We start from the raw sequence: 13,426 nt of genomic DNA, 5'->3' as shown, positions 1-13,426 counted from the left end.
TCCACCAGAAGATCTTGCAGCGCTGCTTTCTCTTTTCGATATCCGAGGCGTCCGGTTCTCTCGGAAGCCGGCGCACGGTGTCTCGGTAACGGCTGGAAATGCCTCGCCGGTTGTCCTCCCTCGCGTAAAGGTCTCCCCCCTTCTCCCCTTGCCGATGAACGTTTTAAATCGCCATGATGGCATTGTCCGCCGCGATGCCGATGGCGAGGGTCAGGACCGGTATGGTCAGGGTGTCCGGGCTGAAACCCGAGACGTACGCGACGGCCTTTCTTCCCGACAGGGAGTCGGCGATCGCAAGCGGATCCCTCGTCACATACAGCCCCTGGAAGCCTGAAATACAGAGTATACCCCGTTGCCCGTGATTCCGGAAATCTGTAGGATCGGTCGTAACTTCGACATCTTAATTTAGGAGAGGAATATGAAAGGGAAAACATGCGCCGCCCTGTTTGGGGTCTTACTGATGATTTCCGTGTCCATGCCCTTGCTTTCCCGCGCCGGCGGCGGAGACGTCGCTAAGTTCGACGAACAAGGCGCTCTCTTGTTGCCCGAAGGGTACCGTGGCTGGATCTTCGTGGGTTCAACCGTCACTCCTAATGACATGAACGGCGGTAACGCCGCCTTCCCGGAGTTCCACAACATCTACATGGATCCGGAAAGCTTTCGCAAGTACGAGAAAACCGGACGTTTTCCTGAAGGAGCGGTTCTCGTCAAAGAGACGGTCAGCGTGGGATCGAAGCAGGCCTCCAGCGGAAACGGCTATTTTATGGGGAAGTTTGTCGGGCTGTTCGCCGTGGTAAAGGACTCGAAGCGATTCCCGGAGGAACCGGAGGGGTGGGCCTTTTTCACCTTCAAGGAGTCCGCCGGGGAAACCCCGAAGACAAGAGCCGAGGCGCATCCTACGGCCTCCTGCAGCGTTTGCCATCAGGGCGGATCCCAGGAGCGGATTTTTAAGCAGTACTATCCTGTGCTGAATGAGCTGAAGCCGGATTGATAAGATTCACAAGCGGTCTGTTGGATCATGGAGCGGTTCACTGGGTTCAAGGCCATCCGTCTCGGTCTCGGGGAGCCGGATACATGGATCGAACATAGTGAGGAGTGTGGTCATTCCATCGACGCGATATCAAAGCGCCACCGTTTAGGAGCGTCCTCTTCCTGATCCACCAAGGTTTCTTTGATAACAACATGTCGCTCGTCGTTCTTGAGCTTGATCGCTGAATGGGGACCCTCGATAAGGTTTTGAGCGAATATGGCGCCGCTCACGGTTACAGCGGGCACGCTGGGCTCTTGCTTCGACCATTCGACAATACTTTCCTTCCGGTCCTGCAGTCTTTGGAGCACCTCATCCGTTCTCTGAATTTCTTCCTTATGTATGACGATCTTTCCGGCGACTTCTTCCTTTTCTTTAGCCAGCCTCTCCAGCGCTTTGCTGATTTGATGAATTTTTGAATTCAAATTTTCTGCGACTTCATGAACCTTGGCCGACTGGGAAGGATTATTTTGCGATTTGAGTTCTTCGATTACTTTCTCGAGTGTTTCCAACTGCTTGGTTTGGTCCTCGATCGCCCGGCTCAACTTCCCGATCTGGGTATCCAATCTCTCGAATTCGACTTTGATATGGTCGACCAGGGTTTCCAGCCCGTTTTTGTGTTCCTCCCATTGCGCGATCTTCTCATTGATAAGCTCGATCTCTTTTTCGGTCACTTCGTCGATTCCGACGATGAGTTTGCACGGGTTAGATCCGTCGGAGCCGACATCGACGGACCGGATTCCTTTCTTTGCAGAGATACGGGACGAAATGATTCTCCCGTTCTCGACGACGCAGGCGCTGCTTGTCCGTATGTTGCAGTCATAGATCTCTTTGCGGATCAGGACGTTCCCTAGAGCTTCGATGGTTGCGCCGCGGGCGTATTTGGCTTGAAGATTACCCTTGGTTCTTATGTTCGCCCCGATAATGCCACCATTAACCACAATATCTCCGGACACTTCCACGTCCGATTTAAGAATTTCAGAAGCGCGCAGCCCTCTTGCCTTGACGCGGAAACCGTCTTGAACAGCTCCGCTGACCTCGATGTGCCCTTCAAAGTCCACATGTCCGGTATCGTATCCAATGTCGCCGGACACGGTAATCTCCGGTCTTACACCGATTCTGCCGTCCAGTGAAAGACTCGGCCTCCCTTCCAGCTTGGCGAAAAATTTGAGGTTGTCTTCGGACTTCTCTATGCCTCTCCCCGCCAGGAACTTAGCCTTCTTGATTTTCGGTGGAGGAACGGCTTGTCCATAAACGTCCATTCCAGGCACACCTTCGACGCCAAGAATTTTTTCCGCTACGAGTTCCCCCTGCTTTGCGTAAGGAATCGCGCCCCGGTCTTTGAAGTCGATGATCCCTCCTTCCTTCTCCGTGCCGACTTTCAGCGGGTCCGTCTCAAAATAACATCTGATTTCCTCGTCGCGTCCCGGTTTCGGGGGCGTGCCTCGCGCCACCAGCCAACCTCCGCCATAAAGCGATTCGGCTTTCAGATTTTCCAGTATTTGTTCATCACTGAGCACGTTGTGCTTGATTCCGTGAGATTGGAGTTGGTCCCTGATTGCCTCCATACCAATCCCCGAAGCGTCTCCAGGCACGGCGCCCACAAAGACGTCAAGCTTATCGTCGGAAACCGTCAATTCAAACGATACGGCTTGAGGCGGCGTCCCGGTTTCGGCGGCCTTGGATTCCTCCGGCTGGGCCCGCCCAGTGTGAGACGGTCTATTGGGACGATGTTGGGCCGACAGAATCGCATCACGCTGATCATCCGTTATGATTCCGTCGCCAACCATGATATCGCCAAGCTGCGCCACGGATTTGGTCGCCTCGAACAGCCTCGCCTGCACTTCCCTAGCCGCTTCGACATCCTTCTGCTTGGCGAACCCCATCTGGACGGCGATTTCTCCGAACTTGCCGTCCAGCGTTCTGGTTTCGCTGAATGCCTGGGCGGTCACCAGAGATTCCAATCGTTCTTGGGAAATCATATTCTTTTCTACGAGGATGTCTCCCAGATGTACGTCCCGCCCGGCCTCCTTTTGCTTTTTCTTGAAAAGATACGCCTCGATCAACTGCTCTTTTGTGATCGTCTCCGATTTCAAAGCGAATTTGGCGAACGCCAACTGAGTATCTTCTTGAGAGGCGGGCGCCGGCGCTTCAGGGACATCGTCCATCGGCTCAGTGACGGTGGGAGCTTCTGCTTTCTCGAAAAGGACGGAGAATTTCTTACCGCATTTCTTACAGGAGACGGTTTTTCCTTCCATGGGCCCGGAGACTCTGTATCTGGACCGGCAAGACGGGCATGTGGCTATTTTCTTGTCTAATTCAGTTTCCATTCCTGCCCCTTGTTTGCGCGGAAAGGAACGGTGGACAAATTTCACCCTTTCAGCTGCGGTCTCCTTCTGGGTAAACAAGTCCCCGGCCCGAAAAGTTCCCTGGCTTCGCTTTACCCTCAACCAAATTCGCCGTCACTCGCATGGGTTTGCTCGAACGGATGATAACCCCAAAAGGTGAAGCCTCCCGTGTTCTTATGGTTGCAGCTTTCTGAAGGGAACGATGACAGGGTTCATGAACTCTGGAAATACTGATTGATCGGTTCTTCGTTCACCCGATTTGGACAGAATCTTGGGTAACCTCGTATCGTTCTTACCGTTTAAGATTCCTGTACGTCCAGTCCTTTTTTCTTGGTATTCCCCAAGTTATCCCCTTTTCTCCTTTTCGACGCCTCAGCCGACGGGTTCCCCGCCCCGATGGCATCCGTGACGATCGTGACGGCGCACGGATCTCTTTTACCTACTATCGACAGAAACGTAACAGAAATGAACAAAGGACACCTTAATATCCTGCAATATTCCGCGTATGGCTGGTTGGGAACGTGAGGCATCCCTCTCAATATCAGGTACCCATTTCAGGTCGGCGTGATAAGGAGTGCGACAGAACTATGGGACTTTCCAGAAACAGGCTTTTGGACAAGCGGATGAGGGGACCGCAGTTCCGCTTCCTTACGGGCTGTTAAGACCATGTGAAGACTGGAACCTAGAAGGCGCTGAGCTCGCCGCAAAGTGCCGGCAAGTATTGCACATTTTTTATAATTACAGAATTAGCTTGCTTTTGGCGAAAGGAGTGTTATTATACCCTCTAATCAACGAGGCTCTGCCTTAATTTGGCAGGGCGGTTTTTACTGAAGGAACAATCCATTTTAAATGTAGCATCCTCCAGTGTAAGATTTTGAGAATTTTGTGAAAGGAGGATGTTATCATGGCAAATGGAACTGTGAAGTGGTTCAGCGACCAAAAAGGGTTCGGATTCATCGAACAGGAAAACGGACCCGATGTATTCGTTCATCACTCTGCAATCAACGCGAGCGGTTTTAAAAGCCTTAATGAAGGCGACAGAGTTACCTTTGACATAGAGCAAGGTAAAAAAGGCCCTTCGGCCACCAACGTGACCGTAAGCTAATTGTCTGTTACTGCACTTAAAGGGTATTCCTTCATTATTCGAAGGAATACCCTTTTTTGTCTGTACGTTGAACCCACGATTTTCTGACTACCCGCTCATAAGAGAATGATCATATGCCGATTGATTATTTTCTTGCTATAATACAAACAAAGACAAAGGAGATTTCAAGTTGGCAAGATCAAACTACCAATTTCAAAAACGCCAAAAAGAATTAGCAAAGAAGGAAAAGAAGGAACTGAAGCGACAACGTAAGATAGATCAAAAAACAGATGAGCCTGAAACTGACCAGGACCAAACCCATCAGACAACAGAACCACCCGAAAAAGGCTAAAGTCGTAAAGCCGGCACTACCGTTTACTATCAGCCTTTTGAAGGCCGCTGTTTAACAAAGGACCTGTATCCTCTTGTCATAGGATACGGGTTGTCACGCGCAATGTCTTCTCATACTTCAACCGCAAATCTGACGAGCGCTCTGCTCATTCGGGACTCCAGCCCCAAAACCGTCAGCGACAGGCCCAACCCCTGACAACGCAATAAGCGCCGAGACTCCCTGCACAACTCTATGTACGCGACCCTCCTTGAGAAACACCGCCAAGGATTCCATCCCACATGCTTCACTCACATCATTACGCGATGAAGCACGACTGGAACTATCAAGGCGCTGTCATGTTGGTGTATGCCATTCGTTGCCGCATTTCCGCCTGAATATGGACAGCGTTCTTCTTGCCGGGACTAGTTTGACGATCTAGTCAGCCGCGCAGCGAGTATTATACCCACCATGGCCAGGCACTCCATGTCCAGATAGTGCTCCGCCCGCCTTTCAAACAAAAGGGAACACTGTGCCGGAAAATCTTCGTCCCGATCATTGAACAGCATCAGTAAGGGCACTCTGGGAAGGGCTTCAAACCGCACGGCAAGATCGCACGATATTTCGATGTCCGCCGGTCTGCCGCTCAGTTCCATGGAAAGCCGTTCCAATTCCGACATCCGACCCCCTAAAGTGCGGCTGATGGGTTTTTCAGCGGTGTTCAGAAAACCGCCCACAAAGGGGGCCGCGTCCTTGAAGTCTTTGTAGGTAACCCAGTCCGATCCCTTTGGCTCGTTCTCCGGACACATCAGCAGATATTTGCAGAGCACCACACTCACGGAATGACTTGGCCTTCGTCCGTTTGCATCCACGATTCCCTGTTTGGATACTCTGTAAGGAATTCCATAAAACGGTATAATTGCGCCGTCTTTGTCTAACTTCAGTCCGAGTCGATCCTTGATTATATGCAAGTCGAGCGGCGAGATCTTGCCGATATATTCTTGATATATTCTCTCGAAAACCGGTGCATGTTCCATTGGTCTCCCTACCGGCGATCCGTTTAAGCCATGTCAAGATGTGGCGCCTGTTGTGCTTTGAGGATATTCTCAACCAGCCTGTAAACAGTGGTACTGCCGGTGGTTCGCGGCCAGTCGGTGCAAGGCGGGTTATCGCGAACTTTGGCCCGCTGGATCGCATCGGCGACCCTCTCCCTGGTAATCTGACGGACGTCGATCCCTTTGTCGTAATTTGGGAGATGGCGCATAAGACGGTCTGAACATTCGCGGGAACCGGCTACCCCTTTTCCGTCCTCGAAGTGCAGAAGCAACCAGTATTCGAACTTCGGATTGCTCAGGGCGAAACCATAGTTGCTTTTTCTTAAGGACCATTCATGAAGCTGCGCCAACTGCTCTTCCGTCCACTGGTCCTTGTCCACCACCAGCCAGGCTTCGTCCGAATTCTTCAGATCCTCGCGTTTGAGGTAGTCCACCATTCTTTTCAGCACCTGCGGTGGAGCGCTGTCGTGCCCTACCTTGAGCGGTCTTATCTGCATCGTTGTATACTGATCGTTGAGCCATTTAAAATACTGGGGCTCGGTCTTGACGCCCTCGGCCGCGATGACAAATAGTTTTTTATAGCGGCGTTGCCCAACGCGACGCCGGAATGTTCTTCTCTTTTCCTGAGACATCCGTCATTATTCTCACTATCCAGGACAAGACGCCTTTGCCGCCGTCATCGGCGCAGGACTCGCTTACGTCTCGATGGGACGTCCTCTCGGTTGATGGGAATGGAATCCGTCAGCGCCCCTCCATGCAGGATCCGGGGCACTCCTCCCAAGCGGCCTTGCAGGTAACTCTTGCGAATGTCCTTGTCATAACGAACATCTTTGTATTCGCTAAAAGAGAGCAGCTCCGAGCTACCGTAAGCGTCCCTTTCAGCCACCCACATTTCGTCTCGCCGGAGTAACTGCTGATCCATCAAGTGTACGTTGTGCGTCGTAAACAATAATTGCGCTCTGCTTTTCATCGAGCAACTGGCTAGGTATGCCTCGATTAGACGCTTTGTCAGAAGCGTATGCAAACTGCGATCGAGTTCGTCGATGACGTAGACTTTCTTCGAACCTGCGGCTGAGATTTCCAAAAACGCAGGAAGCAAGTCGATGACACGCAATGAGCCATCCGACTCTTGTCGGGCTTCAAACTTGACCTCCGCCCCATCCGGTTTGGGATGGTAGGTGACCAGCTTCTTGCCGATCAGCTCACCGTTTTTCCTTGTGATCACAATGCGCTCGTTGATCGGCTCTGCCGTGAGGCGGACTGTCATTCCTTCCTTGACGTCTTCCCGGAGCTTCGTCTTCAAAGGTTCTGGAAGCGGGATGTTCTCAAAGGAAATGTCCTCTCCGCCCAAACGGACGATGCCGGTGTCGAGTTGCGGCAATACTTCGTTCATCGTCGAATAGAGAGCATGCCCTTCGTCCAGAAACCGTTCGAAGGGTTCGAACCTCGAATCGGGCGCAACCAACTCCAAGGAGTCCTTGAACCAGTTGTAGACCGGCCGGAAGTTCTCCACTTTCTGCGATACTGAATTTGTCAAAAAAAGCTGGTTGTCCCGGGTGCCTTGGAAAGCGAAATGCAAGAACTGGTTTTTGTTCAAGGAAGCCGTGAAGTTGGCATTACCGTCCTGACGGTCGTAAAGGACCTTCTCGCCGGTGCTGGTGATCCGAACGAGTCTTTCTTCTAAAACGGCCCTTCTAGTGACGGCAAAACTGAACTCGTAGATGATCTCGTCGATCAGTAACTCGAATGCGAACCGTGAAGGTCTATTCAAGTCCTGAGCGTCCAGGCGGAATGCTTCCACCGGAATCAGGCTATCGGGTCGCGTTCCTTGGACAACCAAATGCCTGGCAAAACTCAGCGCTTTGAAAAAGTTGGTTTTGCCTGAAGCGTTGCCGCCATAAATAGCGGCGATCGGAAGAACCCTGGTCGGATACTTGCCGATTTTGGGAACCCGTTCCCCATGCTGACGCTCGGGGCCGGCAACCATTGAAAAGGAAACCCGTTTGCGAAAAGACAGCCAGTTTTCAACTGAAAAACTTACGATCATAACGCCGCCTCTAAAGAGCAATTCTCTCGTTATCCTATATAATAATACATATACTTATAATAAATCTCAATACAACAGAGGTGGCAGCTCTTAAAATGGCCTATTGCAGGATCCAACTCTCCGGCTTCTCGGCGTGATGGTTGCGCACTCTCTCAATATAGAAGCCGCGTCATAAATGACCTGATAACAGGCAGGTCGGCGTTGATGCAATGGAAGTCCACGTGGATCAGGACGTCCTTACTATCGGCCGACCTTGAAGGCCTTGCCCACCGATGCGTATCGTCCTCCGCCCAGGCGGGCCAGAGGCTCGAATGCGTCGGGATTGAGGCATTGTCGGGCGTCGGCATACTCGTCCGCCAGATGAAACAGCCGCACCTCGGCCAGCACCAGGGTGCTGCCCCCCCGGGGAATAGGCCATATCCTCTCCACCGTGCATTCGAAGGCCACTCCGGCTTCGGCCACATAGGGCGCGGGCACCACTTCCCCGATAGCGGGGGTCAGCCCGCACCGGACGAACTCGTCCTCTCCGTAGGGCAGATCTTCCGCGGTGGCTTCCACCTGCTCCGCCTGTTCGAAGCGCGGAATGCTCACCGTCAATTCGCCCGTGCGTTTGATGTTGCGCAGACTATCCTTCTCTTTTTTGTCCGGGCTGGGTCCGATGCCCAGCATGACGAGGGGCGGAGTGGCGGATACGCCGTTGAAAAACGAATAAGGGGCAAGATTGTGCGAGCCGTCCTCGTTTACGGTTCCCACCCATGCGATGGGGCGGGGAATGATGCAGGAAACCATCAGGAAATATCTTCTTTCCGGGGTCAGTGTGTCTGGAACGATCGGCATGGAAGCCTCCTCGAGGTGGTGTAGTGGTCGCCGGGATTCGGGGCGCTTGCCCGCCCATGTCGTAACTCCGGGCTCAAGGAGTCGAAGCCCGAGTGAGCCGGGTGGCCGCATTTTTCCCTTGACAAAGAAGGTTAGTTGTTAATATGTGTATACTACTTTACCGGTCGTAAAGGCAAGGGCCATGGAATCGATCCTTCCAGTGTACCATCAGATCAAAAACAGCATTAAGAGTTGGATCATCAACCGGGAGTACAAAGCCGGTGAGAAGATCCCCTCGGAAGTCAAACTGGCCGAAATCTTCAAGGTCAGCCGGCTAACCGTGCGGCGCGCCGTGGCCATGCTCATTCAGGAAGGTTTGTTGCGCAGCCGCCGGGGCGAAGGAACCTTCGTTACACGGGACGAAGTTCTCATTAACAGCTTTGGCCTGGAATTCAGCGGCTTTATGGACGACCTTTTCTATCAGACGTCCGAGTCCACGACTAAATCCGTGGAGATCAGCCGTGCGGTCCCCCCGGAAATGATCGCCGAAAAGCTGGGGATCGAAGATAAAACCCAAGAGGTGGTCGTCATAAAGCGGGTGCGTCTGCTGAGGGGAAAAACCTTCGCTTACACGATCAATTACCTCCCCCCGGACATCGGCGATCGGATCACCGAGCAGGATCTATATAGAGGTCCCATGCTCCGGCTGTTGGAGCAGGAACTGGGCGTAGTGTTTTCCGAGGCCTTTCAGACCATCGAGGCGTCCTTCTGCGACGGCGCCATCGCCGAAAAGCTGGGAGTTTCCGCCGGGTCGCCCATCCTGTTCGTGGAAAGGACCATGTACAATCTTCAGGGGCGTCCCGTGGAAGTGGTGCAGTCATCCTATCGGGGCGACATTTATAAGTATGTGGTCCGTCTGAAAATGTCCAAGGGAAAGCACGGCAGCGTGTGGGTTCACCGGGGAGCGGAGCCTTCCGGCGCTCCGGAGACGGATAGCGCCTAGCAATTGTCCGAAGCCCGAGATCTGCGCCTTCTCTTTGACAAATTCGAACCCGCGTTCATCATGACATGAAATCCCATCGGAGGCGGCCCGGCTGCTTCGGGCTCCCAATAGGTAGTTGCCGCCCATCGGCCTCTTCTCATGAGATCCTGATGGGAGGGCGTTCAAATATCGGGTTTGCTTTTTAACTATCTGCTGAAGAAAGGGGATCAACATGGGAGGCTTCAAGAAAAAGCTGGGTGTGATTTGGTTGATTCTGGCGGCGTTGTCGTTTGTATGCATGGGTCCGGCCCCGGCGGCGGCGGAAGACGTCATCAAGATCGGGACCATCAACCCCATGACCGGCGGTCTGGCCCTGGCCGGACAAGAGACGTTCCGGGGAGTTAAAGTCGCAGCGGACATGCAGAATGCCCGCGGCGGAGTGCAAGGAAAGATGATCGAGCTGCTCAAGGGTGATTCGGAGACCCCCAAAACCGCCATCACGGAGGCCGAGCGTTTGATCACAGTGGAGGACATCAAACTTTTCTGCGGTCATTACTCCAGCGCCCGAGCCAAAGCCGCCTCCAACATCTATGAAAAATACGGCGCGGTCTCTATGGTGGTCACCGCCCTGGCGGACGACATCACCAATCAGGGCCTCAAGTACACGTTTCAGGCCATGGGCCGAGCTACCTTGTGGGGCGGCGATGCGGCCAAATTTGTGGCCGAGATGGCGGCCCCCAAACTGGGCAAGAAGCCGGAAGAGCTTACCGTGGCCTTGGCCCACGAAGACTCGGATTTCGGCACCAGCATCAGCGACGCTTTTATAAAAGAAGCCGAAAAATACGGGATGAAGATGGTCGCCCGCGAGCCTTACAGCTATAAGTCCCTGGACCTTTCCTCCGTGGTTCTGCGCATCAAGAACGCCGACCCGGACATTCTTATCCTGACTCCTTACATCCGTGATGGTGTTCTCTTCCTCCAGCAAGCCAGGGACGCAGGATTGAGCCCCAAGCTGATCCTCTGCCCCGGCGGAGTTCTGTCCAACCAGGTCTTCTACGAAAAACTGGGGGATGACATGAACTACCTCCTCTGTTCATCGGGCGCCTCGCTGGATCCACGAAAAGAGGCCTTCCAGGCAGAAGGATGGGATGCGCTGCAAGAATTCGAGCAGCGATACACGAAGGAATTCGGACAGGATCCTCCGCAGGACGCGCACCACGGCTTTAACGGGGCTTGGTTCTTTTTCCATTCGGTCCTGCCCAAGGCCAAGTCCTTGAACCCGGACGACGTGGAAGCGTTCCTGCGCACCATCGACGTCAAGCCCGGCGAAAGCACCACTACCTATGGATACAAGTTCGCCGGCATGAACGAATCAAATCCCGGGGCCAACGTGATTGGATGGCCGAACATCTACCAGTGGCAGAACGGCAGCATCAAACACCTGGTGTATCCCGCCAAGTACGCAACCAGTGAACTGATGTTGCCCACCCCCGCCTGGAGTCAACGTTCCACGAAATAGACGGTCTCACATGGGAGGGATGTGGCGATCTCACATCCCTCTTTTTCGGAACAACGGCCCGAGACTCTAGAAAGTTACGGTTCGGGCCCAACCCGACGGCGAACCATCTATGCTCGCACAAGTCATCGCAGACGGAATCATGATAGGCGGTATTTACGCCCTGGTCAGCCTTGGGCTGACCATTATCTTCGGCGTGATGCGCATCGTCAATTTCGCCCACGGCGAGTTCTTGATGCTGGCCATGTACGGTAGTTTCTGGCTTTTCCAGCTATACGGCGTGGACCCTTACCTTTCCGCCCTGATCGTAGTGCCGCTCATGTTTTTGGTGGGCCTGACTTCCTTTCGGCTGATCATCAAGCCCATATTGAACGCATCGGAAATGGCCCACGTTTTCGCCACCTTGGGTCTGAGCATTGCTTTACAGGGTCTGGCCCTGTATTTCTGGCAGGCCGACTTCCGCTCAGTGCGTCCCTTCTATTCTTCGAAGCTGATCGACCTGGGACCGGTGTACATGAACCTGCCCAAACTGATTGCACTGTTGGTGGCCATCGGGACCATTGCGGCGCTCACGCTTTTCTTCAAGAAAACCTACACGGGCAAGGCCATCCGCGCCGCCACCCAGAACGCTGTGTCCGCCCAACTCATGGGGGTCAACCTTATCCGTATCTATATGATCTCCTTCGGCATCGGCATAGCGGTCGTGGGGCTGGCCGGCGCGGTGCTGATGCCGGTGTTTGAGGTGTTTCCAACCATTGGATCGCTTTTTATAATGGTCACGTTCGTAGTGGTCATTCTGGGCGGGTTAGGCAGCGTTCCCGGCGCTCTGGTCGGGGGCATGATTATCGGGCTCATCGAATCCGCCAGCGGCTATTTCCTGGCTCCGGCTCTGAAGGAAGCCGTCTACTTCATTATTTTCGTAGTCCTGCTCCTCCTGAAGCCCACCGGCGTATTCGGGCGGGCCTGACATTTTTCCCGATATCGGTGAGAGAAATCAAGAATATGCCCAAAGCCATCGACATACGAAATCCCAGGGTCTATCTCACCGTAATCGCGGTGTTGTTCCTTTACGCCTTGACATTCCTGGTCCGCAATCCGTTCTGGGGCGACATCCTGACCATGGTCTTCCTATTCGCCGCTTTGAGCCTGTCCTGGAACATCCTGGGAGGGTACGCCGGACAGTTCTCTCTGGGCCATGCGGGACTCTTCGGAATCGGGGCCTACGCTTCCACCATCCTCTACACGGAATACGGGCTCAGCCCCTGGCTGGGGATGCTCTTCGGAGGAACGTTGGCCGCCATAGTGGGCGCGATGGTCTTCTACCCCTGCTTTCGGCTCAAAGGCATCTTTTTCTGCCTCGCCTCGCTGGCCTTTACCGAAGTACTCCGAATACTGGCGACCCATTTCCGGGATCTGACTCATGGGGCCATGGGCATAGCGATTCCCTTCAAGGCCGGGCTTGGCAACCTGATGTTCCGAGGAAAGACCGGTTACATGCTCATCGCCCTGAGCTTCATGGTGGGGATCGCTTTGGTCAGTCTGGTACTCAAGAGATCACGGTTGGGCTACAAACTCGCCGCTCTGAGGGAGGACGAGGACACCACGGAGACCCTGGGCGTGTCCACGGCCGGAAGTAAATTTATCGCCACCCTGATCAGCGGCTTTTTCACCGGTTGCCTGGGGACCTTTTATGCTCATTATACCTTGCTCATCGACCCGGAATCGGTCTTCAACGTCATGCTTTCGGTAGAGTTTGCCCTGCTGGCCATTCTGGGAGGAATCGGCACAGTGTTCGGTCCCATAATTGGAGCCTTTGTGCTGATTCCCATCGATAGTCTGCTGCGGGGCTATCTTGGGCAGGCTCAACAGGGGCTGAGCTTTTTCGCATACGGCGCCCTGCTGATCATCGTGGTGCTCTTCCTGCCCGAGGGTGTGATCTCCTGGATGTCGCGATTCTCCAACAGAGTACTAGCCGCTTTGCCGGGCGGTTCCAGAGACAAAGCGGCCGGGCCCGCGCAGCCCGAGTCAGGGCCGGCTGTTACACTCGCGCCGGCCTCGGAACGCATTGGTCCTCCTTTACTCGAGATCAAGAATCTTGAAAAGAACTTCGGAGGCCTGAATGTGATCAGCGGCCTGGACATGAACGTGCACCGGGGCGAGATCGTGGGGCTTATCGGGCCCAACGGGGCCGGTAAGACCACCCTTTTCAACCTGGTGATCGGG

General features: G+C 53.9%; 13 protein-coding genes. 7 read left to right on the top strand and 6 right to left on the bottom strand.

Features of this window, described 5'->3' with window-relative positions:
• Window positions 1-163 precede the first annotated feature (163 nt).
• The gene (locus HY788_17895) at window positions 164-313 is read right to left on the bottom strand and encodes a hypothetical protein (protein MBI4776018.1); all 150 of its coding nucleotides are present in this window, start codon (window positions 311-313) and stop codon (window positions 164-166) included.
• A gap of 105 nt (window positions 314-418) precedes the next feature.
• On the opposite strand from HY788_17895, the gene HY788_17890 reads away from it, so the two are divergent.
• Complete coding sequence (locus HY788_17890; GenBank protein ID MBI4776017.1) at window positions 419-991, top strand: cytochrome P460 family protein; 573 nt, start codon at window positions 419-421, stop codon at window positions 989-991.
• A gap of 110 nt (window positions 992-1,101) precedes the next feature.
• Here the strand turns inward: HY788_17890 and HY788_17885 are convergent, their stop codons facing one another.
• Window positions 1,102-3,357: a DUF342 domain-containing protein gene (locus HY788_17885; GenBank protein ID MBI4776016.1), complete on the bottom strand. Its 2,256-nt coding sequence runs from the start codon at window positions 3,355-3,357 to the stop codon at window positions 1,102-1,104.
• 922 nt (window positions 3,358-4,279) lie between these two features.
• Here HY788_17885 and HY788_17880 point away from each other — a divergent pair.
• Complete coding sequence (locus HY788_17880) at window positions 4,280-4,480, top strand: cold-shock protein (GenBank protein ID MBI4776015.1); 201 nt, start codon at window positions 4,280-4,282, stop codon at window positions 4,478-4,480.
• A 169-nt stretch (window positions 4,481-4,649) separates the two neighbouring features.
• Window positions 4,650-4,811, top strand: coding sequence for a hypothetical protein (locus HY788_17875; protein ID MBI4776014.1), 162 nt, complete (start codon window positions 4,650-4,652; stop codon window positions 4,809-4,811).
• 401 nt (window positions 4,812-5,212) lie between these two features.
• Here HY788_17875 and HY788_17870 read toward each other — a convergent pair whose 3' ends face one another.
• The 4 genes from HY788_17870 to HY788_17855 all read right to left on the bottom strand — a co-directional run bounded on the left by HY788_17870 (window position 5,213) and on the right by HY788_17855 (window position 8,726).
• Window positions 5,213-5,824, bottom strand: a complete 612-nt coding sequence (locus tag HY788_17870) for a DUF3786 domain-containing protein (GenBank protein MBI4776013.1) — start codon at window positions 5,822-5,824, stop codon at window positions 5,213-5,215.
• Between the two features lie 23 nt (window positions 5,825-5,847).
• Window positions 5,848-6,474: an RloB domain-containing protein gene (locus HY788_17865; protein ID MBI4776012.1), complete on the bottom strand. Its 627-nt coding sequence runs from the start codon at window positions 6,472-6,474 to the stop codon at window positions 5,848-5,850.
• 44 nt (window positions 6,475-6,518) lie between these two features.
• Window positions 6,519-7,889 (bottom strand): ATP-binding protein, encoded by a 1,371-nt coding sequence (locus HY788_17860; GenBank protein MBI4776011.1) that lies wholly within the window; start codon window positions 7,887-7,889, stop codon window positions 6,519-6,521.
• A gap of 240 nt (window positions 7,890-8,129) precedes the next feature.
• Window positions 8,130-8,726: a flavin reductase family protein gene (locus HY788_17855; GenBank protein ID MBI4776010.1), complete on the bottom strand. Its 597-nt coding sequence runs from the start codon at window positions 8,724-8,726 to the stop codon at window positions 8,130-8,132.
• A 181-nt stretch (window positions 8,727-8,907) separates the two neighbouring features.
• Between HY788_17855 and HY788_17850 the strand changes: the two genes are divergently transcribed.
• The 4 genes from HY788_17850 to HY788_17835 form a co-directional block, all read left to right on the top strand.
• Window positions 8,908-9,708, top strand: coding sequence for a GntR family transcriptional regulator (locus HY788_17850; protein ID MBI4776009.1), 801 nt, complete (start codon window positions 8,908-8,910; stop codon window positions 9,706-9,708).
• Between the two features lie 211 nt (window positions 9,709-9,919).
• A complete protein-coding gene (locus HY788_17845; GenBank protein MBI4776008.1) occupies window positions 9,920-11,206 on the top strand; it encodes an ABC transporter substrate-binding protein in 1,287 nt (428 codons plus the stop codon).
• Between the two features lie 109 nt (window positions 11,207-11,315).
• Window positions 11,316-12,170: a branched-chain amino acid ABC transporter permease gene (locus HY788_17840; protein ID MBI4776007.1), complete on the top strand. Its 855-nt coding sequence runs from the start codon at window positions 11,316-11,318 to the stop codon at window positions 12,168-12,170.
• Window positions 12,171-12,205: 35 nt separating this feature from the next.
• On the top strand, window positions 12,206-13,426 hold a 1,221-nt coding region (locus HY788_17835), incomplete at its 3' end, for an ATP-binding cassette domain-containing protein (protein ID MBI4776006.1).

Source organism: Deltaproteobacteria bacterium (genome assembly GCA_016208165.1).
Lineage (GTDB): Bacteria > Desulfobacterota > Desulfarculia > JACQYL01 > JACQYL01 > JACQYL01.
The sequence above is the reverse complement of the archived record's forward strand: the minus strand, read 5'-3'. Positions and strand labels throughout refer to the sequence as shown.